Source organism: Klebsiella sp. RC2 (assembly GCF_014192815.1).
GTDB lineage: Bacteria > Pseudomonadota > Gammaproteobacteria > Enterobacterales > Enterobacteriaceae > Klebsiella > Klebsiella variicola.
The window spans coordinates 181,468-202,918 of sequence record NZ_JACHYL010000001.1 but is presented as its reverse complement, the minus strand read 5'-3'; the positions used below and the strand labels follow the sequence as shown (position 1 = coordinate 202,918).

The window sequence follows — 21,451 nt, the reverse complement described above, 5'->3', positions numbered from 1 at the left end:
GTGAAAAACCACACTTTTTTCCTCACCTTTCTCTACTCACTTCGGAGCATGGTTTATTTTTGCACAAATTAGTGCGCGCTTTTCCTTTGATTTATATCAACTTACCGCCCCGGGCAACCCCTAAGGTAGCGGCAGGAAATATGAATAATCAGAGGTATCTATGAGTCAATCTTCCCTCCCGGAGAAGGCTAACCGCTCGGTCATTACCGACTGGCGCCCTGAAGATCCTGAATTCTGGCAACAGCGCGGTCACCGTGTGGCGAGCCGTAATCTATGGATCTCCGTTCCCTGTCTGTTACTGGCGTTCTGCGTATGGATGTTGTTCAGCGCCGTCGCCGTTAATCTCAACAAAGTGGGCTTTCAGTTTACGACCGATCAGCTGTTTATGCTGACCGCGCTGCCGGCGCTGTCTGGCGCCTTATTGCGCGTGCCTTACGCTTTCATGGTGCCGCTGTTCGGCGGCCGTCGCTGGACGGCATTCAGCACCGGGATCATGATTATTCCGTGCGTCTGGCTGGGCTTTGCGGTCCAGGATACTTCCACGCCGTTTAGCGTCTTCGTGATTATCTCGCTGCTGTGCGGCTTCGCCGGGGCCAACTTTGCCTCCAGTATGGCTAACATCAGCTTCTTCTTCCCGAAAGCGAAGCAGGGCGGGGCGCTCGGCGTCAATGGCGGCCTTGGTAATATGGGCGTCAGCGTGATGCAGCTGGTCGCGCCGCTGGTGGTGTCGGTCTCAGTGTTTGCCTTTTTTGGCGGGACCGGCAGCGAGCAGCCGGACGGCTCAATGCTGTATCTGGAAAACGCCGCGTGGATCTGGGTACCTTTCCTGATTATTTTCACCCTGGCGGCGTGGTTCTTTATGAACGACCTGTCGGCTTCTAAAGCCTCGCTGAGCGAACAGCTGCCGGTGCTCAAACGCCTGCACCTGTGGATCATGGCGCTGCTCTATCTGGCCACCTTCGGCTCCTTCATCGGATTCTCCGCCGGCTTCGCCATGCTGTCGAAAACCCAGTTCCCGGACGTGCAGATCCTGCACTACGCCTTCTTCGGCCCCTTTATTGGCGCGCTGGCGCGTTCGATGGGCGGGGCGATCTCCGATCGTCTCGGCGGGACTCGCGTGACGCTGGTCAACTTCGTGGTGATGGCTGTCTTCTGCGCGCTGCTGTTCCTGACCCTGCCGACTAACGGCCAGGGCGGCAACTTCATCGCCTTCTTCGCGGTGTTCATGGTGCTGTTCCTGACCGCCGGGCTGGGGAGCGCCTCCACCTTCCAGATGATCTCCGTGATCTTCCGTAAGCTGACCATGGACCGCGTGAAGGCCCAGGGCGGCAGCGAAGCGCAGGCGATGCGCGAGGCGGCGACCGATACTGCGGCGGCGCTGGGCTTTATCTCCGCCATTGGCGCCATCGGCGGCTTCTTTATTCCAAAAGCATTCGGTATCTCGCTGGATCTGACCGGTTCGCCGGCCGGCGCGATGAAAATCTTCCTGATCTTCTATATCGCCTGCGTGATCATCACCTGGGCGGTATACGGCCGTAAGCGTCAGTAATCCGCCGCGTTCATCATGACGTGAAAAGGCGCGCTTCCAGGGCGGCGCCTTTTTTTACATTACTCGTTAGTTACAACATACTAATGGATGATTTGATTCATATTGGCCACAGAGCCGGGAAGGGACGGCTTGCCAGCGAAACGGCTCTACCCCTTAATACCTCCTTTGTTAACAAATCCTTCCATGATGACGGCTTTTTAGGAAAAAGAGCTTATAAAACATAAAATTAAAAAATAGTATCTCATACCACCTTGGTGGTAATTGCAGTTTCCCTCCGCTTTAGCAAGCCAGTCCGGATTGATCGCCATCAATTCTCGCCCTCTTTCATAGCGTTACCTTCGCTGCAAATCCAGCAATGTCGATTTATCAGAGAGCCGTCAGGCTCCATATCAGGAGAAACCCGATGAGTAAATTCCTGGACCGGTTTCGCTACTTCAAACAGAAGGGTGAAACCTTTGCCGATGGGCACGGCCAGCTTCTAAACACCAACCGGGACTGGGAGGATGGATACCGTCAACGTTGGCAGCATGACAAAATTGTGCGTTCCACTCACGGTGTCAACTGCACCGGCTCATGCAGCTGGAAGATTTATGTGAAAAACGGTCTGGTGACCTGGGAAACGCAGCAGACTGACTACCCGCGCACCCGTCCGGACCTGCCGAACCACGAACCACGCGGTTGCCCGCGCGGCGCCAGCTACTCCTGGTATTTGTACAGCGCGAACCGCCTGAAATACCCGCTGATGCGTAAACGTCTGATGAAGATGTGGCGGGAAGCGAAAGTTCAGCATAGCGATCCGGTTGAGGCATGGGCCTCGATTATTGAAGACGCCGACAAAGCCAAAAGCTTCAAACAGGCTCGCGGTCGCGGCGGGTTTGTCCGCTCCTCCTGGCAGGAAGTGAATGAGCTGATTGCCGCCTCCAACGTCTATACCGTCAAAACTTACGGTCCGGACCGCGTGGCCGGTTTCTCGCCGATCCCGGCGATGTCGATGGTTTCCTACGCCTCCGGCGCCCGTTATCTGTCGCTGATCGGCGGCACCTGCCTGAGCTTCTACGACTGGTACTGCGACCTGCCGCCAGCTTCGCCGATGACCTGGGGCGAACAGACCGACGTCCCCGAATCGGCGGATTGGTATAACTCCAGCTACATTATCGCCTGGGGCTCCAACGTGCCGCAGACCCGTACCCCGGATGCCCACTTCTTTACCGAAGTCCGCTACAAAGGCACCAAAACCGTGGCGATCACCCCAGACTACGCCGAAATCGCCAAACTCTGCGATCTGTGGCTGGCGCCGAAGCAGGGTACCGATGCTGCGATGGCGCTGGCGATGGGCCATGTGATGCTGCGCGAGTTCCATCTCGATAAACCGAGCCAGTACTTCACCGATTATGTGCGCCGCTATACCGATATGCCGATGCTGGTGATGCTCGAGGAGCGCGACGGTTATTATGCCGCTGGCCGTACGCTGCGCGCCTCCGACCTCGTTGATTCCCTTGGTCAGGAGAACAATCCGGAATGGAAAACCGTCGCCTTTGACGAGAAGGGCGACATGACCGTACCGAACGGTTCCCTCGGATTCCGCTGGGGCGACAAAGGCAAATGGAACCTCGAACAGCGCGACGGTAAAACTGGCGAAGAGATTGAGCTGCGTCTGAGCCTGCTGGGCAGCCATGATGAAGTGGCGAACGTCGGCTTCCCGTACTTCGGCGGCGAAGGTTCTGAGCACTTCAACAAAGTCGACCTCGAAAATATTCTGCTGCACAAACTGCCGGCCAAACGCCTGCAGTTGGCCGACGGCTCCACCGCTCTGGTGACCACCGTTTACGATCTGACCATGGCCAACTATGGCCTGGAACGCGGTCTGAACGATGAAAACTGCGCCACCGGCTACGATGACATGAAAGCCTACACCCCGGCCTGGGCGGAGAAGATCACCGGCGTCTCCCGCGCGCACATTATCCGCACTGCACGCGAATTTGCCGATAACGCCGATAAGACCCATGGTCGCTCGATGATTATCGTCGGGGCGGGCCTCAACCACTGGTTCCACCTCGACATGAACTACCGCGGCCTGATCAATATGCTGGTCTTCTGCGGCTGCGTCGGTCAGAGCGGCGGCGGTTGGGCGCACTATGTGGGCCAGGAAAAACTGCGTCCGCAGACCGGCTGGCAGCCGCTGGCATTCGCCCTTGACTGGCAGCGTCCGGCACGTCACATGAACAGTACCTCGTACTTCTATAACCACTCCAGCCAGTGGCGTTATGAAACCGTGACCGCGCAGGAACTGCTGTCGCCGATGGCGGATAAATCCCGTTACAGCGGCCACCTGATCGACTTTAACGTGCGCGCAGAGCGCATGGGCTGGCTGCCGTCTGCGCCGCAGTTAGGGGTGAACCCGCTGCGTATCGCTGATGAAGCGAAAAAAGCCGGCATGACCCCGGTGGATTACACCGTGAAGTCGTTGAAAGAGGGCTCGATTCGCTTTGCGGCCGAGCAGCCGGAAAATGGTAAAAACCACCCGCGTAACCTGTTTATCTGGCGCTCCAACCTGCTGGGCTCCTCCGGTAAAGGCCATGAGTATATGCTCAAGTACCTGCTGGGTACCGAGAACGGCATTCAGGGCAAAGACCTCGGCAAGCAGGGCGGCGTGAAGCCGGAAGAAGTCGAATGGCGGGATAACGGCCTCGACGGCAAACTGGATCTGGTGGTGACCCTCGATTTCCGTCTGTCGAGCACCTGTCTCTACTCCGACATCGTGCTGCCGACCGCCACCTGGTACGAAAAAGACGACATGAATACCTCGGATATGCATCCGTTTATTCACCCGCTGTCGGCCGCCGTTGACCCGGCCTGGGAATCGAAGAGCGACTGGGATATCTATAAAGGTATCGCGAAGAAATTCTCTGAAGTCTGCGTGGGCCACCTCGGCAAAGAAACCGACGTCGTCACGCTGCCGATCCAGCACGACTCCGCCGCGGAAATGGCGCAGCCGCTGGATGTCAAAGACTGGAAAAAAGGCGAATGCGATCTCATCCCGGGGAAAACCGCGCCGCATATTATTCCGGTTGAGCGTGATTACCCGGCGACTTACGAACGTTTCACCTCGATCGGTCCGCTGCTGGAAACCATCGGCAACGGCGGAAAAGGCATCGCCTGGAACACCCAGAGCGAGATGGACCTGCTGCGTAAGCTCAACTACACCAAGGCGGAAGGCCCGGCGAAAGGCCAGCCGAAGCTGGAAACGGCCATCGACGCCGCGGAAATGATCCTCACCCTGGCGCCGGAGACCAACGGTCAGGTGGCGGTGAAGGCGTGGAAAGCGCTGAGCGAGATCACCGGTCGCGAGCACGCGCACCTGGCGCTGAACAAAGAAGACGAGAAGATCCGCTTCCGCGATATTCAGGCGCAGCCGCGGAAGATTATCTCCAGCCCGACCTGGTCTGGCCTGGAAGATGAACATGTCTCCTATAACGCTGGGTATACCAACGTTCACGAGCTGATCCCGTGGCGGACGCTGTCCGGCCGTCAATCGCTGTATCAGGATCATCAGTGGATGCGCGACTTTGGTGAAAGCCTGCTGGTCTATCGTCCGCCGATCGACACCCGTTCGGTGAAAGCGGTGATGGGCGAGAAGTCCAACGGCAACCCGGAGAAGGCGCTGAACTTCCTGACCCCGCACCAGAAATGGGGTATCCACTCGACCTACAGCGATAACCTGCTGATGCTGACCCTGTCGCGCGGCGGGCCGATCGTCTGGATGAGCGAAGCGGATGCGAAAGATCTGGGTATCGAAGATAACGACTGGATCGAAGTGTTTAACGCCAACGGCGCCCTGACGGCGCGTGCGGTGGTGAGCCAGCGTGTACCGGCCGGGATGACCATGATGTATCACGCGCAGGAACGCATCGTGAACCTGCCGGGATCTGAAATCACCGGTCAGCGCGGGGGGATCCACAACTCCGTCACCCGTATTACGCCAAAACCGACCCACATGATCGGCGGCTACGGCCACCTGGCCTATGGCTTTAACTACTACGGTACCGTCGGCTCCAACCGCGATGAGTTTGTAGTGGTACGTAAGATGAAGAACATTAACTGGTTAGACGGCGAAGGCAACGACCAGGTACAGGAGAGCGTAAAATGAAAATTCGTTCACAAGTCGGCATGGTGCTGAATCTCGATAAGTGCATCGGCTGCCATACCTGTTCGGTGACCTGTAAAAACGTCTGGACCAGCCGGGAAGGGATGGAATACGCCTGGTTCAACAACGTGGAGAGCAAACCTGGCGTTGGCTTTCCGAACGACTGGGAAAACCAGGAAAAATGGAAGGGCGGCTGGATCCGCAAAATCAACGGTAAACTGCAGCCGCGCATGGGCAACCGCGCGATGCTGCTGGGTAAAATCTTCGCCAACCCGCATCTGCCGGGGATCGATGATTACTACGAGCCGTTTGATTATGACTACCAGAATCTGCATAACGCGCCGGAAAGCAAACATCAGCCGATCGCCCGCCCGCGCTCGCTGATCACCGGCCAGCGGATGGACAAGATCACCAGCGGTCCGAACTGGGAAGAGATCCTCGGCGGCGAGTTCGAAAAACGCGCCAAAGATCAGAACTTCGACAACATGCAGAAGGCGATGTACGGTCAGTTCGAAAACACCTTCATGATGTATCTGCCGCGCTTGTGCGAGCACTGCCTGAACCCGGCCTGCGTCGCGACCTGCCCGAGCGGCGCTATCTATAAGCGTGAAGAAGACGGCATCGTACTGATCGACCAGGACAAGTGCCGCGGCTGGCGGATGTGTATCACCGGCTGTCCGTACAAGAAGATCTATTTCAACTGGAAGAGCGGGAAATCCGAGAAATGCATCTTCTGCTACCCGCGTATTGAATCCGGAATGCCGACGGTGTGCTCCGAAACCTGCGTGGGCCGTATCCGCTACCTTGGCGTACTGCTGTATGACGCAGATGCGATTGAAAACGCCGCCAGCACCGAGAACGAGAAAGATCTGTATCAGCGCCAGCTGGATGTGTTCCTCGATCCAAACGATCCAAAAGTGATTGAACAGGCGTTAAAAGATGGCGTACCGCAGGGGGTCATTGAGGCTGCGCAGCAGTCGCCGGTCTACAAAATGGCGATGGACTGGAAGCTGGCCCTGCCGCTGCACCCGGAATATCGCACCCTGCCAATGGTCTGGTACGTGCCGCCTCTGTCGCCAATTCAGTCGGCTGCGGACGCTGGCGAATTGGGTAGCAACGGTATTCTGCCGGACGTGGAAAGCCTGCGTATTCCGGTGCAATACCTGGCGAACCTGCTGACCGCGGGCGATACCCAGCCGGTCCTGCTGGCCCTGAAACGCATGCTGGCGATGCGCCACTATAAACGTGCGGAAACCGTTGACGGCGTCGTCGATACCCGCGCGCTGGAAGAGGTGGGGCTGAGCGAAGCGCAGGCCCAGGAGATGTACCGCTATCTGGCGATCGCTAACTACGAAGATCGTTTCGTGGTGCCGAGCAGCCACCGTGAACAGGCGCGAGAAGCGTTTCCGGAGAAAAACGGCTGCGGCTTCAGCTTTGGCGATGGCTGCCACGGCTCGGACAGCCAGTTCAACCTGTTCAACAGCCGTCGCATCGACGCTATCGACGTGACCAGCAAAACGGAGCCGCACGCATGATTGAACTCGTGATTATGTCGCGTCTGCTCGAATACCCTGACGCTGCCTTATGGCAGCATCAGCAGGAGATGTTCGAGGCGCTCGCGTCATCAGAGAAACTCAGCAAAGAGGATGCCCACGCGCTGGGCGTTTTCCTGCGCGATTTAGTGGCTCAGGATCCGCTGGACGCCCAGGCGGCCTATAGCGAACTGTTTGACCGCGGCCGCGCCACCTCGCTGCTGCTGTTTGAACATGTCCACGGCGAATCCCGCGATCGCGGGCAGGCGATGGTGGATCTGATGGCGCAGTATGAGCGCCACGGTCTGCTGCTTGATAGCCATGAGCTGCCGGATCACCTGCCGCTGTACCTTGAGTATCTGGCGCAACTGCCGGAAGAGGAAGCGCTCGGCGGCCTGCGGGACGTCGCGCCGATCCTTGGCCTGCTCAGCGCGCGCCTGCAGCAGCGCGAAAGTCGCTATGCGGTGCTGTTCGAGCTGTTGCTGAAGCTGGCCAATACCCAGGTCGACAGTCAGAAGGTGGCGGAGAAGATTGCCGACGAGGCGCGCGACGATACGCCGCAGGCGCTGGACGCGGTCTGGGAAGAAGAACAGGTCAAATTCTTTGCCGACCAGGGCTGCGGCGAGTCGGAAATTTCCGCTCACCAGCGTCGTTTTGCCGGAGCCGTAGCCCCGCAATATCTGAATATCTCTAACGGAGGACAGCAATAATGCACTTCCTGAATATGTTCTTCTTTGACATTTATCCGTACATTGCGGGCTCGGTGTTTCTGATCGGCAGCTGGCTGCGCTATGACTATGGCCAGTACACCTGGCGCGCCGCCTCCAGCCAGATGCTGGACCGTAAGGGGATGAACCTGGCGTCGAACCTGTTCCATATCGGCATCCTGGGTATTTTCGCCGGCCACTTCCTCGGCATGCTGACCCCGCACTGGATGTATGAGTCCTTTCTGCCGATCGACGTCAAGCAGAAGATGGCGATGATCGCCGGCGGCGCCTGCGGCGTGATGACCCTGGTGGGCGGGTTACTGCTGCTCAAGCGTCGTCTGCTCAGCCCGCGCGTTCGCGCCACCACCACCGGAGCGGATATTCTGATCCTCTCCTTGCTGATGGTGCAGTGTGCGCTCGGCCTGCTGACGATCCCATTCTCAGCCCAGCATATGGACGGCAGTGAAATGATGAAGCTGGTTGGCTGGGCGCAGTCGGTGGTGACGTTCCACGGCGGCGCGTCACAGCATCTGGATGGCGTGGCATTTATTTTCCGCGTTCATCTGGTGCTGGGCATGACCCTGTTCCTGCTGTTCCCGTTCTCCCGTCTGGTTCATATCTGGAGCGCGCCGGTCGAATACCTGACGCGCAAATACCAGATTGTCCGCGCCCGTCGCTAACTGGCCCGCGATTGCTCACTGACCCCGCCGCGGCGGGGTTTTTTTTCGCCCCAGCCGAGGTTATTCCCTGCGGCGGCAAACAGAATAAGCATCCCGCCAATCAACTGCACAGGGGTCAACGCATGGTGGAAGACCAGATAGTCGACCACCATTGCCACCAGCGGATAAATAAAGGAGAGCGAACCGGTAATGGGCGTCGGCAGTTTCTGTATCGCGCTATATAAAAGCTGATACATGATCCCGGTATGGACGATGCCGAGGATCAGCAGATAGCGCCAGGGGAAGCTGGCCGTCCATTCGGGGGCATGCACCAGCGGCAGCAGCATCACGACGCCAACGAGCACCTGAATAAAGGCGATATGCTGCGCGGGGAGCGGATGCAATTTGCGCGCGATAATGGCGGTCAGGGCATAGAAGAATGCCGCGCCCAGCGCCAGCAAAACGCCGGTGGTAAGCCCCTCTCCATGCGCAGACGTCAGCTCGCTTGACAACAGGATCACTACGCCGCCAAAGGCCAGCAGTAGCCATCCCCATTTCACGGCGCTGACCCGTTCCCCCAGCACCATCCCCATCAGTACCAGCATAAACGGCTGGGTGTTATAGACCACGGTGGCCATACCGATTGAGATCCGCGAATAGGCGGCAAACAGCAGCAGCCAGTTGACGACCAGCGCCGCGCCGCCAATTACTGCCAGAGCGAGAGTGAAACGCGTTAGCCGGCTGAAGGGCTGGCCGCTTAACACGATAAACACCAGTAAGGTTAGCGCGCCAATCAGGCAGCGCCAGAACACCACATCCATCACCGGCAAACCAGAGAGCAGCACGAACGCGCCGATCGAGCCGGAGATTATCATTGCCAGGCTCATTTGCCAGACGCCGCGGGTAAGTTGCATTTTTCACCTCCATCATTTTTCAGTTATTGTGCGAAAAACCCTGACAGGGTGATATGGCTGAATTAAGGTAGAAAGACGCGAATGCCTTTTATAATTAGGTGAAAAACATGAATGACGTACTTGATGAAATTGACCGGGCCATCCTCACTTGCCTGACTCAGGATGCCAGAGTCTCGCTAAAGGTATTGAGCGCGCGAGTAGGGCTGACCTCGCCGAGCACGGCCGAGCGGGTGAAGCGCCTGGAGGAGCGGGGCGTCATTCAGGGCTATGGTGCGCGGGTGAATCTCGCCGCGCTGGGCTACAGCCTCCAGGCGCTGGTGCGGGTCCGGCCGCTGCCTGGGCTGCTGCAGAAAGTGGATAAATATATCCAGGCGATGCCGGAATGCATTGAAAGTGACAAAGTGACCGGGGAAGATTGTTTCGTGATGCGCCTCGTGGTGCGCGATATTGCCCAGCTGGATACCCTGCTGGACGGTCTGGCCGAGTATGCGCAGTGTAACACCTCGGTGGTGAAAAGCTCGCCGGTAAAAAGGCGTTTGCCACCGCTGTGAGTTTCCCGGAGGCGGTGCTGCGCACCTGTCCGGGCTACCAGACGGCGCCACCTGTAGCCTCGCTAAGCGAAGCGCGAGCGAGGGGGTAGCAAAACAGTGCTTGTAGCCTCGCTAAGCGAAGCGCGAGCGAGGAGGTAGCAGTACAGGTGGTTGCAGAGAGCGCGAGAATAGAGGGGGAAGGATAACTCGTCGCTATCGCTCCTCGCCCTTCGGGCCATTGCCTGCGGCAACGTTCTCTCGCTGGCGCTCGAGTCGAACCTTAGTCGAAGCTTCTCATCCTTCCCCGTAGGGCAGAATCTAGAATATCGTAGAGTAATTGGATTGCGGTGTTTTTAAGAGGATGGTGGTGGGGGAAGGATAACTCGTCGCTATCGCTCCTCGCCCTTCGGGCCGTTGCCCTTGGCAACGTTCTCTCGCTGGCGATCGAGTCGAACCTTAGTCGAAGCTTCTCATCCTTCCCCGTAGGGTAGAATATAGAATATCGTAGAGTAATTGGATTGCGGTGTTTTTTAAGAGGATGGTGGTGGGGGAAGGATTCGAACCTTCGAAGTCGATGACGGCAGATTTACAGTCTGCTCCCTTTGGCCGCTCGGGAACCCCACCAGGGGTAAAATCACATTGTAGGCTATTCAGCAAAATGAATGGTGGTGGGGGAAGGATAACTCGTCGCTATCGCTCCTCGCCCTTCGGGCCGTTGCCTGTGGCAACGCTCTCTCGCTGGCGCTCGAGTCGAACCTTAGTCGAAGGTTCTTACCCTTCCCGCTAAGTGCAAACATCGTTTACGCTTGTCGGGGAAACCATATCACTGTAGTGAATAATGGTGGTGGGGGAAGGATTCGAACCTTCGAAGTCGATGACGGCAGATTTACAGTCTGCTCCCTTTGGCCGCTCGGGAACCCCACCACGGGGTAATGCTTGGTACTGGCCTGCTTCCTTCTCGGGAAGCGGGGCGCATCATACCAAATGATGCGCCCCTGTAAAGCATTCGTTTGACAAAAATAAACTGGTTGCCTGATTTTTACGCGTAACGCCGTAAAGCTAACCAATTCATTTCTCAGTCGATTAAAGAATAATCGTCCGGTTACCGTAAACGAAGACGCGCTGCGCCAGTACCTGATACAGCGCCCGGCTCAAGACGTTTTTTTCGACATCGCGGCCAGCGCGCATCATATCTTCTGCAGTATAGGTATGATCGACATGAATCACGTCCTGCATGATGATTGGGCCTTCATCAAGATTGTCATTCACATAGTGGGCGGTGGCGCCAATGATCTTTACGCCGCGCTCATAGGCCTGATGATAAGGACGGGCGCCGATAAACGCCGGCAAAAATGAATGGTGAATATTGATGATTTTGTTCGGGAAGCGGGCGACAAACTCCGGGGTGAGGACGCGCATATACTTGGCCAGTACCACGTAATCCGGCTCATGTGCCGCAATGGCATCCCCCATCTGCTTGTCGTGTTCTTCGCGGCTTAACCCTTCGTGACTGACCAGCTCAAACGGAATACCAAAACGCTCCACCAGCGGGCGCAGCGTGTCATGGTTGCCGATAACCGCGGCGATATCGACATCCAGTCCGCCGTAGTTGGCTTTCATCAGCAGATCGCCGAGGCAGTGCGCCTCTTTGGTCACCAGAATGACCACCCGGCGACGGCCTGCCGGATTCAGTTCGCGGATGGAACCTTCCGGCAGGGCGCTATCCAGATCGGCCAGCAGAATAGCGTCGTTAAAAATGCCCTCCAGTTCGGTGCGCATAAAGAAACGCCCGGTACGGTGGTCAACAAATTCATTGTTCTGCACAATGTTAAGTTCGTGTTTGTAGCAGATATTGGTGATACGCGCGATGAGGCCTTTCTGATCAGGGCAAATAGTGCGTAGTACTTTACGTTGTAATGAATGCATCGCGAGGAAAATCCTGTAGTGTTTGCAAGCGCTACGGCAGCGTTACTGGCCGCAGCATTTTTTAAATTTTTTACCTGAGCCGCAAGGGCAGGGGTCATTACGACCAATCAGCGGTCGTGTCCCGTCGATATAGTACCACTGTCCATTTTCTTTTAAGAATCTGGAACGTTCAATAATGGCGCCCGGACGGTTATTGTCATTAAAGCGGGCGACAAAGCTGACAAAGCCTTCATTTGGGACTCGCCCTTCATCACTGGCGAACAGGGTTAAACCCAGCCACTCGGTCTGGCTGAACCCCTTCTCCAGCTCGGCGCGAAACGTCTGCGCCTGACAGGACGGATGCCAGGTTTTGATCAGATAGTCGGCATCTTTCATGACGAACGCGCTATAGCGGGAGCGCATAAGCTGTGACGGGCCTGGCGCAAGCTCTGCGCCGGACAGATATCGCTGGCAACATGAGCTATACTCCAGTGCGCTGCCACAGGGGCATAATTGCGACAAAACTGCCTCCATGGAAGAAAGAATTACGGCGCTTCAACGCCAAAGGTGTTTATGTTAACTGAGCCGTGACAATGTTGCCACGCTCAGAGTGGAAGGATAGTTATCAGTAATAATGAGAAAGCTTAAAATTGGTCTGGCGTTAGGGGCGGGAGCTGCCCGAGGATGGTCGCACATTGGCGTCATCAACGCCCTCCGTCGGGCTGGTATCGAGATTGATATCGTCGCGGGGTGTTCTATCGGTTCGCTGGTAGGGGCGGCGTATGCCTGCAACCGGCTCCCGGCGCTCGAGTCATGGATCTGCTCATTCAGCAACTGGGATGTCCTGAAGCTGATGGACCTCTCCTGGCGACGTGGGGGCCTGCTGCGCGGTGAAAAGGTATTCAATCATTACCGTCGTATTATGCCGGTGACCGATATCGAACGCTGCGAGCGTCGGTTTGCTGCCGTCGCGACCAATTTAAGTACCGGCCGGGAACTGTGGTTTACTGAAGGCGATCTGCATTTAGCCGTTCGAGCCTCCTGCAGCATGCCTGGACTGATGGCGCCGGTGAGGCATAATGGTTACTGGCTGGTCGATGGCGCAGTGGTCAACCCGGTTCCCGTGTCGCTGACGCGGGCAATGGGGGCCGATATCGTGATTGCCGTTGACCTGCAACATGATGCCCATCTCATGCAGCAAGATTTATTTTCCCTCGAAACGCCGCGGCCGGAAGCTGAAGAGAAGGAGGGCCCATGGCATACTCGTCTGCGCGCGCGATTGACGCAAATGAGCTCCCGTCGTACGGCCGTGACGCCGACGGCGATGGAGATCATGACCACGTCTATCCAGGTTCTGGAGAACCGTCTTAAACGCAACCGCATGGCGGGTGACCCGCCGGATATCCTGCTGCAGCCATACTGTCCGCAAGTGTCGACGCTCGACTTCCATCGCGCAGGAGAGGCGATTGCCGCGGGCCAATTGGCCGTGGAAAAGAAAATGGATGAACTATTACCCTTAGTGCGTACAGCGGTTTGACGTACAAGTACCTGACTTAAGTAAAATCTGACAGGCGATAGTGAGAATAGCGTGCCACTATTGAATTATCGTCAGCCAGGGGAGATATCATGACGCAGCCATTGGCGGGAAAACAGATTCTGATAGTTGAAGACGAACCCGTTTTCCGCTCACTCTTGCATGGATGGCTGGCCTCGCTGGGAGCAACGACCTGGCTGGCGGAAGATGGCATGGATGCCCTGCATAAAATGACTGAGGTGCGTCCGGACCTGATGATTTGCGACATTTCAATGCCGAGAATGAACGGTCTGGAACTGGTCGAGACGCTGCGTAACCGCGGCGAGCAGCTACCGATACTGATGATTTCCGCCACCGAAAACATGGCGGATATTGCCAAAGCGTTACGGCTGGGCGTCCAGGATGTGCTGTTAAAACCGGTGAAAGATTTCGATCGCCTGCGTGAGACCGTTTATGCCTGCCTGTATCCCGCGATGTTTAGTTCACGTGTGGAAGAGGAAGAGCGTTTATTTGAGGACTGGGACGCGCTGGTCAGTAATCCGACCGCCGCATCGAGACTGCTGCAGGAGCTACAGCCTCCGGTGCAACAGGAAATGTCACATTGCCGTATTCATTATCGACAGCTGGTATCGGCGGATAAGCCGGGGCTGGTGCTCGATATTGCGCCGCTCTCGGAAAATGATTTGGCTTTCTATTGTCTGGATGTCACACGAGCAGGGGATAATGGCGTGCTGGCGGCATTATTACTGCGCGCGCTATTCAATAGCCTGCTGCAAGAGCAACTGGCGCATCAGGGGCAACGGCTACCTGAAATGGGGAGTCTGTTAAAACAGGTCAATCAGTTACTCCGCCAGGCGAATCTTCCCGGTCAGTTCCCTTTGCTGGTGGGTTATTACCACAGTGGACTGAAAAATTTAATTCTGGTGTCCGCAGGGCTCAATGGCACGTTGAATACCGGTGAGCATCAAATTCAGATAAGTAATGGCGTTCCTTTAGGGACGCTGGGCGATGCCTATCTTAACCAAATTAGCCAGCGCTGCGCCTCATGGCAGTGCCAAATTTGGGGGGCCGGGGGGCGTTTACGCTTAATGTTGTCTGCGGAATGAGCAATTGCGTTTATATCTAAGCAGACGGCATTACCTGCAGCCCTATACTGGTGGTACCATCGAGCAGTTTTATGCGTAAAAGTCCTAATTCGAGGCTATCGGAACCTTTTCAGACCAGTGAATACGCGGTTGACTGATATACTCGACACGTTATTTGTAACGAGAAGTTTAAAAAACAAACAGTCCAGGAGATTTCAATGGCTGCCCTTAATTCTAAAGTCAGAAAAGCGGTTATCCCGGTAGCGGGATTAGGCACCAGGATGCTGCCTGCCACCAAAGCAATTCCAAAAGAAATGCTGCCGCTGGTAGATAAGCCGTTAATTCAGTACGTTGTTAATGAATGTATCGCTGCAGGAATTACTGAAATTGTTCTGGTAACGCACTCATCGAAAAACTCTATCGAAAACCATTTCGATACCAGTTTTGAGCTGGAAGCGATGCTGGAAAAACGTGTAAAACGCCAGCTTCTGGAAGAAGTGCAGTCTATTTGCCCGCCGCACGTGACAATTATGCAAGTTCGTCAGGGCCTGGCGAAAGGCCTTGGTCACGCCGTGCTGTGCGCCCATCCGGTAGTGGGTGATGAGCCGGTAGCGGTTATTCTGCCAGACGTTATTCTGGATGAATTTGAGTCCGATCTGAGCCGTGATAACCTTGCGGAGATGATCTCTCGTTTTGATGAGACTGGCGCCAGCCAGATTATGGTTGAGCCTGTCGAGGATGTGACCGCGTATGGCGTGGTCGATTGCAAAGGCGAATCCCTGAAGCCGGGCGAAAGCGTGCCGATGGTGGGCGTGGTCGAGAAGCCAAAAGCTGACGTTGCGCCGTCCAACCTGGCGGTAGTCGGGCGCTATGTCCTCAGCGCAGATATTTGGCCGCTGCTGGCGAAGACCCCTCCGGGCGCCGGTGATGAAATTCAGCTGACTGACGCGATTGATATGCTGATCGAGAAAGAAACGGTTGAAGCTTATCATATGAAGGGCAAGAGCCATGACTGCGGCAATAAGCTTGGCTACATGCAGGCGTTTGTCGAATATGGTATTCGTCACAAGACGCTTGGTGACGATTTTAAAGCCTGGCTGGAAACCGCGGTGACGAAGTAATCCGCAGCGCGATTAAAAGCCAGAAACCGGGAGCGCGTCAGCGACTCCCGGTTTTGTTTATCGAGCCTGAGGGCAAAAAAAATCCCGCCGGAGCGGGATTTTTAATATTGCGACAACGGAGATTAGATCAGGAAATCGTCCAGTGATTTACCTTGTTCGTCCATTGCTTTTTTGATCACCGCAGGAGTACGGCCCTGGCCAGTCCAGGTTTTGGTTTCGCCGTTTTCGTCTACATAGCTATATTTAGCCGGACGTGCAGCACGCTTAGTTTTGGTACCGGCTTTAACGGCAGCCATAGTGCTCAGCAGTTCATTCGGGTCAATACCGTCAGCAATCAGCATTTCACGGTATTGCTGCAGCTTACGCGTACGCTCTTCAATTTCTGCTGCGGCGGCGTTTTCTTCTTCACGGCGCTCGTTAACAACGACTTCTAATTTTTCCAGCATTTCTTCGAGCGTTTCAAGGGTGCATTCTCTTGCCTGCGCACGAAGAGTACGGATGTTGTTCAAAATTTTAAGTGCTTCGCTCATTGTAGTAATCTCAAACTTATATTGTGGGGTGGTTTGTTGAACTAATAATAGAGCGATAAAATGCGTTGTGCAATAGGGGAGAATGTAAGGAATTCAAAATTACTGGTTATTTGTCGCGGGAATTAATTAATTTAAGTTAAAATTCTCGTGCCGCTTCACATCTTTGCTCCTTATAGCCATGAGCAGGGGGCCAGCTAAAACACTGAGACCATATGCTTTTTCTGAGGTCCAGTGAGAAAAATTATCCGTTGCATGGGTAAATAACCCTCGTCAGTATTAGCGCATTTTTGGTTACGCGCCTTAATATAAAACAACCCGCAAGCCCGCTTATAGTGCATGGATACTGGTCCTATAAGCACGAAAAGACAATGGTTACCTCACCGATAGCGTAACGGGGCGTACAAATAATGGCCCTGTAAATTCAATTCATCCACGTCACCCTTTCCGTTTCCATGCCCTTCAGCGCTGCGACAATACCCCTGCGGAAAGGGCGGCTGTACGCATAAAATATGGTACAATCGCCGCCGCGATAAAACACTTTGATTGGGGTCACGCAGCCGATGGCACAACTTTATTTCTACTACTCTGCAATGAATGCAGGTAAGTCGACCGCTCTGTTGCAATCTTCGTACAATTACCAGGAGCGGGGGATGCGTACCATCGTTTATACCGCTGAGATAGATGACCGCTTCGGTGCTGGAAAAGTCAGCTCGCGTATCGGCCTCTCCTCGCCGGCCCGGTTGTATAATCCGCAGACGTCGCTATTTAACGATATTGCGGCAGAGCACAAGCTTAAGCCGATTCACTGCGTGCTGGTGGATGAAAGCCAGTTTCTGACGCGCGAACAGGTTCATGAGCTGTCCGAAGTTGTCGATACACTGGATATTCCGGTGCTGTGCTATGGACTGCGGACGGATTTTCGCGGCGAGCTCTTTACCGGTAGCCAGTATTTGCTGGCATGGTCCGATAAACTGGTGGAGCTGAAAACCATTTGCTTCTGCGGCCGTAAGGCGAGCATGGTGCTACGTCTCGATCAAGAGGGGCGACCTTATAATGAAGGCGAGCAGGTTGTCATCGGCGGCAATGAGCGGTATGTGTCCGTCTGTCGTAAGCATTATAAAGAGGCGCTGAGCGTGGGTTCTTTAACCCAGGTACAAAACCAGCGTTATTCCTGCTGAGTTGCTCAGAAGCTCATACAGGCGCCTGTGGGCGCCTTTTTTATACTCTGGAAGGCTGGAGCTCGGGATTGGCTGACAAGCAGGCATAAAAAAGCCCCGTCATCTGACGGGGCTTGCAGTATGTTTACCGTTGTTGATTAAGCGGATTTCTTCGCTTTTTTCTCAGCTTTCACCGGAGCCGCGTCGGTTTTCGCAGCAGTTTCGCCTTCGACGAACTCGCGGCCGTAGTAGGTATCCAGCAGAATCTGTTTCAGTTCGGAGATCAGCGGGTAGCGCGGGTTAGCGCCGGTGCACTGGTCATCGAAGGCATCTTCAGACAGCTTATCAACGTTAGCCAGGAAGTCAGCTTCCTGAACGCCAGCTTCGCGGATAGATTTCGGAATTCCCAGCTCAGCTTTGATGCTTTCCAGCCATGCCAGCAGTTTCTCGATCTTCGCTGCGGTGCGGTCGCCCGGTGCAGAGAGACCCAGGTGATCGGCGATTTCAGCGTAGCGACGACGAGCCTGCGGACGGTCGTACTGGCTGAACGCAGTCTGCTTGGTCGGGTTGTCATTCGCGTTGTAGCGAATAACGTTGCAGATCAGCAGGGCGTTGGCCAGACCGTGCGGAATATGGAACTGAGAGCCCAGTTTGTGCGCCATGGAGTGACACACCCCGAGGAAGGCGTTCGCAAACGCGATACCGGCGATAGTCGCAGCACTGTGTACGCGCTCACGGGCAACCGGGTTCTTGGAACCTTCGTGGTAGGAAGCCGGCAGGTACTCTTTCAGCAGTTTCAACGCCTGCAGAGCCTGGCCGTCAGAGAACTCGGAAGCCAGCACGGAAACGTAAGCTTCCAGGGCGTGAGTCACCGCATCCAGACCACCGAACGCACACAGCGATTTCGGCATATCCATCACCAGGTTGGCATCGACGATGGCCATATCTGGGGTCAGCGCGTAGTCTGCCAGCGGATATTTCTGACCAGTTGCGTCATCGGTCACTACGGCGAACGGCGTCACTTCAGAACCGGTACCGGAGGTGGTGGTGATGGCGACCATCTTGGCTTTGACGCCCATTTTCGGGAACTTGTAGATACGTTTACGGATATCCATAAAGCGCAGCGCCAGTTCTTCGAAGTGGGTTTCCGGATGTTCGTACATGACCCACATGATTTTCGCCGCATCCATCGGGGAACCGCCGCCCAGCGCGATGATGACGTCTGGTTTGAAGGAGTTCGCCAGATCGGCACCTTTACGTACGATGGTCAGAGTCGGGTCAGCTTCAACTTCGAAGAAGACTTCGGTTTCAACGCCCGCTGCTTTCAGTACGGAAGTGATCTGATCGGCATAGCCGTTGTTGAACAGGAAGCGGTCAGTCACGATCAGCGCGCGTTTGTGACCATCAGTAATCACTTCATCCAGTGCGATTGGCAGGGAGCCACGACGGAAGTAGATAGATTTCGGAAGTTTGTGCCACAACATGTTTTCAGCTCGCTTAGCAACGGTTTTCTTGTTGATCAGGTGTTTCGGACCAACGTTTTCAGAGATGGAGTTACCACCCCAGGAACCACAACCCAGAGTCAGGGAAGGCGCGAGTTTGAAGTTGTACAGGTCACCGATACCACCCTGAGAAGCCGGGGTGTTGATCAGGATACGTGCGGTTTTCATCATCTGGCCGAAGTAAGCCACGCGAGCCGGCTGGTTGTCCTGGTCGGTGTACAGGCAAGAGGTGTGACCGATACCGCCCATGGCAACCAGTTTTTCTGCTTTGGTGACCGCGTCTTCGAAATCTTTCGCACGATACATCGCCAGCGTCGGAGACAGTTTTTCGTGAGCAAACGGTTCACTTTCGTCAACGTTGGTCACTTCGCCAATCAGGATCTTAGTCGTAGCCGGAACGGTGAAGCCTGCGAGTTCCGCGATTTTTGCCGCTGGCTGACCAACGATAGCAGCGTTCAGCGCGCCATTTTTCAGGATGATGTCCTGAACCGCTTTCAGCTCTTTACCCTGCAGCAGATAGCCGCCGTGGCTGGCGAAACGTTCGCGAACCGCGTCATACACTGAATCAACGACGACAACAGACTGCTCAGAAGCACAGATAACGCCGTTATCGAAGGTTTTAGACATCAGAACGGAAGCAACAGCACGTTTGATATCAGCCGTTTCATCAATGACCACCGGGGTGTTACCGGCACCAACGCCGATAGCTGGTTTACCGGAGCTGTACGCCGCTTTCACCATACCTGGACCACCGGTCGCAAGGATCAGGTTGATGTCCGGGTGATGCATCAGCGCGTTAGACAGTTCTACGGACGGCTGATCGATCCAGCCGATCAGGTCTTTCGGCGCGCCAGCCGCGATGGCAGCCTGCAGTACGATATCAGCCGCTTTGTTGGTGGCTTCTTTTGCACGCGGGTGCGGAGAGAAAATGATGGCGTTACGTGTCTTCAGGCTGATGAGCGATTTGAAGATGGCTGTTGAAGTCGGGTTAGTGGTCGGTACGATACCGCAGATGATGCCGATCGGTTCAGCGATAGTGATGGTACCAAAGGTGTCGTCTTCTGACAGGACGCCACAGGTTTTTTCATCTTTATATGCGTTGTAAATGTATTCGGAAGCGAAGTGGTTTTTGATCACTTTGTCTTCAACGATGCCCATGCCGGATTCGGCAACGGCCATTTTAGCGAGAGGGATTCGAGCATCTGCAGCGGCCAGAGCGGCAGCGCGGAAGATTTTATCGACTTGTTCTTGAGTGAAACTGGCATATTCACGCTGGGCTTTCTTGACACGCTCAACAAGCGCGTTCAGTTCAGCGATATTAGTAACAGCCATAATGCTCTCCTGATAATGTTAAACTTTTTTAGTAAATCAGTCGCTCGATTCGACATTATAGACAGGCTGTTAACAGCTTGCATGTAAATGTTTATGTAGAAAAATCAGGACACTGTTTTACCGATTTACTAAAAAAGCTCTATTACTTTAACTTTCAGGTCATGCTGCCTTCCACTCTGTTGGTGTCATCAAGATTACTCACTTCTGAGTACAAAATACGTGATTTAGATCAAGTATTGGCGTGGCTGATACCTTTCAGCTGGCTGCTTTTTAACCGATTCGATCAAGTGTAATGGAAGGGTTTTGAAATTAAAAAAACGATTAGCATTAAAGCTACAAATAACTAACATTCGATACATATCACCGGGTTATGCATATTTATAATGAATATTGCATGCAAAAAGCGTATGTTTCGCGCAGTTATTTTATGCTGTTAATAGTCAACCGCCAATTTTGATGATGCTGCGGAGCCCATTGTGACTCAACCACTGTTCGATTTTGCTACCTATTTCAAGTTTTTCATTGGCTTATTTGCCCTGGTCAACCCGGTCGGCATCATTCCGGTGTTTATCAGTATGACCAGCTACCAACCGGCAGCGGTGCGCAACAAGACCAACCTGACCGCAAACCTGTCGGTGGCGATCATCCTCCTGACGTCGTTGTTTCTCGGCGATGGCATTCTGCAGATTTTTGGCATCTCGATTGATTCCTTCCGCATTGCCGGCGGCATCCTGGTGGTGACCATTGCGATGTCGATGATCAGCGGCAAGCTCGGCGAAGATAAGCAGAACAAGCAGGAGAAATCGGAGACGGCGGTCCGGGAGAGCATCGGCGTCGTGCCTCTCGCGCTCCCCTTAATGGCCGGACCGGGGGCAATCAGTTCAACTATTGTCTGGGGCACCCGATATCATTCCTGGGTGCACCTGGTCGGGTTCTCACTGGCGATAGCGGTATTCGCTCTTTGCTGCTGGGGCATTTTCCGAATGGCGCCGTGGCTGGTTCGTCTGCTGGGACAGACGGGAATCAACGTCATCACCCGTATCATGGGGTTGCTGCTGATGGCCCTGGGGATCGAGTTTATCGTAACCGGTATTAAAGCGCTGTTCCCCGGACTGCTTAATTAGTGGAACACCATGCAAGCGTGGAGGCTTCACTTCGCGCTTGCGCGATTATTAGCAAAACCTATTAACCAGCGCGAGATCGGCTGTTGAGATAACGTTTTGCGATAATATCTTTAAATCCATATTTTT

At 54.9% G+C, this 21,451-nt stretch carries 18 protein-coding genes, 2 tRNA genes and 3 other RNA genes; 12 read left to right on the top strand and 11 right to left on the bottom strand.

Translation table 11 applies throughout. The annotated features are described in order from the left end of the window. The first annotated feature begins 160 nt into the window (after nt 1-160). From FHW76_RS00985 to narI, 5 genes are all read left to right on the top strand, one after another. Nucleotides 161-1,549 (top strand): NarK family nitrate/nitrite MFS transporter, encoded by a 1,389-nt coding sequence (locus FHW76_RS00985; RefSeq protein ID WP_032733224.1) that lies wholly within the window; start codon nt 161-163, stop codon nt 1,547-1,549. A gap of 403 nt (nt 1,550-1,952) precedes the next feature. Continuing rightward, nucleotides 1,953-5,696 carry a nitrate reductase subunit alpha gene (locus FHW76_RS00980; RefSeq protein ID WP_012967818.1) on the top strand — a complete coding sequence of 1,248 codons (3,744 nt, stop codon included), beginning with the start codon at nt 1,953-1,955 and terminating at the stop codon, nt 5,694-5,696. Continuing rightward, entirely contained in the window at nt 5,693-7,228 is a 1,536-nt protein-coding gene (gene narH, locus FHW76_RS00975; RefSeq protein WP_002910193.1) for a nitrate reductase subunit beta, read from the top strand. Before FHW76_RS00980 ends, narH begins: the two co-directional genes overlap by 4 nt. Then, entirely contained in the window at nt 7,225-7,935 is a 711-nt protein-coding gene (narJ, locus tag FHW76_RS00970) for a nitrate reductase molybdenum cofactor assembly chaperone (RefSeq protein WP_012541353.1), read from the top strand. The genes narH and narJ overlap by 4 nt, the downstream gene beginning before the upstream one ends. Then, entirely contained in the window at nt 7,935-8,612 is a 678-nt protein-coding gene (narI, locus tag FHW76_RS00965; RefSeq protein ID WP_002910189.1) for a respiratory nitrate reductase subunit gamma, read from the top strand. Before narJ ends, narI begins: the two co-directional genes overlap by 1 nt. Here narI and FHW76_RS00960 read toward each other — a convergent pair. Continuing rightward, the gene (locus tag FHW76_RS00960; protein ID WP_012541354.1) at nt 8,609-9,505 is read right to left on the bottom strand and encodes a DMT family transporter; all 897 of its coding nucleotides are present in this window, start codon (nt 9,503-9,505) and stop codon (nt 8,609-8,611) included. The two genes, narI and FHW76_RS00960, sit on opposite strands and share 4 nt — an antisense overlap. 107 nt (nt 9,506-9,612) lie before the next feature. Here FHW76_RS00960 and FHW76_RS00955 point away from each other — a divergent pair, with 107 nt between their 5' ends. Further along, the gene (locus tag FHW76_RS00955) at nt 9,613-10,056 is read left to right on the top strand and encodes an Lrp/AsnC family transcriptional regulator (RefSeq protein ID WP_004152249.1); all 444 of its coding nucleotides are present in this window, start codon (nt 9,613-9,615) and stop codon (nt 10,054-10,056) included. A gap of 165 nt (nt 10,057-10,221) precedes the next feature. On the opposite strand, the gene FHW76_RS00950 is transcribed toward FHW76_RS00955, so the two are convergent. From FHW76_RS00950 to FHW76_RS00920, 7 genes are all read right to left on the bottom strand, one after another. Next, a non-coding RNA gene (locus FHW76_RS00950) (RtT sRNA) lies at nt 10,222-10,354 on the bottom strand. A gap of 43 nt (nt 10,355-10,397) precedes the next feature. Continuing rightward, nucleotides 10,398-10,530, bottom strand: a non-coding RNA gene (locus FHW76_RS00945) — RtT sRNA. A 44-nt stretch (nt 10,531-10,574) separates the two neighbouring features. Then, nucleotides 10,575-10,659 (bottom strand) — tRNA-Tyr (locus FHW76_RS00940). A gap of 39 nt (nt 10,660-10,698) precedes the next feature. Further along, a non-coding RNA gene (locus FHW76_RS00935) (RtT sRNA) lies at nt 10,699-10,831 on the bottom strand. A gap of 43 nt (nt 10,832-10,874) precedes the next feature. Continuing rightward, nucleotides 10,875-10,959, bottom strand: a tRNA-Tyr gene (locus tag FHW76_RS00930). Nucleotides 10,960-11,118: 159 nt separating this feature from the next. Then, nucleotides 11,119-11,961 carry a formyltetrahydrofolate deformylase gene (gene purU, locus FHW76_RS00925; protein WP_004203178.1) on the bottom strand — a complete coding sequence of 281 codons (843 nt, stop codon included), beginning with the start codon at nt 11,959-11,961 and terminating at the stop codon, nt 11,119-11,121. Nucleotides 11,962-12,003: 42 nt separating this feature from the next. Further along, nucleotides 12,004-12,462 carry a YchJ family protein gene (locus FHW76_RS00920; RefSeq protein WP_008804406.1) on the bottom strand — a complete coding sequence of 153 codons (459 nt, stop codon included), beginning with the start codon at nt 12,460-12,462 and terminating at the stop codon, nt 12,004-12,006. A 112-nt stretch (nt 12,463-12,574) separates the two neighbouring features. On the opposite strand from FHW76_RS00920, the gene rssA reads away from it, so the two are divergent. The 3 genes from rssA (at nt 12,575) to galU (ending at nt 15,680) form a co-directional block, all read left to right on the top strand. After that, nucleotides 12,575-13,477 carry a patatin-like phospholipase RssA gene (rssA, locus tag FHW76_RS00915; RefSeq protein WP_008804407.1) on the top strand — a complete coding sequence of 301 codons (903 nt, stop codon included), beginning with the start codon at nt 12,575-12,577 and terminating at the stop codon, nt 13,475-13,477. Nucleotides 13,478-13,566: 89 nt separating this feature from the next. Beyond that, entirely contained in the window at nt 13,567-14,580 is a 1,014-nt protein-coding gene (gene rssB, locus FHW76_RS00910; RefSeq protein WP_008804408.1) for a two-component system response regulator RssB, read from the top strand. A gap of 197 nt (nt 14,581-14,777) precedes the next feature. Then, on the top strand, nt 14,778-15,680 hold the full coding sequence (gene galU, locus FHW76_RS00905; protein ID WP_008804409.1) for a UTP--glucose-1-phosphate uridylyltransferase GalU: 903 nt from the start codon (nt 14,778-14,780) through the stop codon (nt 15,678-15,680). A 122-nt stretch (nt 15,681-15,802) separates the two neighbouring features. On the opposite strand, the gene hns is transcribed toward galU, so the two are convergent. Next, a complete protein-coding gene (gene hns / locus FHW76_RS00900; protein WP_002910103.1) occupies nt 15,803-16,210 on the bottom strand; it encodes a histone-like nucleoid-structuring protein H-NS in 408 nt (135 codons plus the stop codon). Between the two features lie 421 nt (nt 16,211-16,631). Next, on the bottom strand, nt 16,632-16,763 hold the full coding sequence (locus tag FHW76_RS26555) for a hypothetical protein (protein ID WP_048271801.1): 132 nt from the start codon (nt 16,761-16,763) through the stop codon (nt 16,632-16,634). A 7-nt stretch (nt 16,764-16,770) separates the two neighbouring features. On the opposite strand from FHW76_RS26555, the gene tdk reads away from it, so the two are divergent. Beyond that, nucleotides 16,771-17,388 (top strand): thymidine kinase, encoded by a 618-nt coding sequence (gene tdk, locus FHW76_RS00890; protein ID WP_008804410.1) that lies wholly within the window; start codon nt 16,771-16,773, stop codon nt 17,386-17,388. A 137-nt stretch (nt 17,389-17,525) separates the two neighbouring features. On the opposite strand, the gene adhE is transcribed toward tdk, so the two are convergent. Beyond that, nucleotides 17,526-20,201: a bifunctional acetaldehyde-CoA/alcohol dehydrogenase gene (adhE, locus tag FHW76_RS00885; RefSeq protein ID WP_008804411.1), complete on the bottom strand. Its 2,676-nt coding sequence runs from the start codon at nt 20,199-20,201 to the stop codon at nt 17,526-17,528. Nucleotides 20,202-20,278: 77 nt separating this feature from the next. Here adhE and FHW76_RS00880 point away from each other — a divergent pair, with 77 nt between their 5' ends. Beyond that, nucleotides 20,279-20,494: a hypothetical protein gene (locus tag FHW76_RS00880; RefSeq protein WP_012541357.1), complete on the top strand. Its 216-nt coding sequence runs from the start codon at nt 20,279-20,281 to the stop codon at nt 20,492-20,494. A 183-nt stretch (nt 20,495-20,677) separates the two neighbouring features. Then, nucleotides 20,678-21,325, top strand: a complete 648-nt coding sequence (locus tag FHW76_RS00875; RefSeq protein ID WP_008804412.1) for a YchE family NAAT transporter — start codon at nt 20,678-20,680, stop codon at nt 21,323-21,325. The last annotated feature ends 126 nt before the right edge of the window (nt 21,326-21,451 follow it).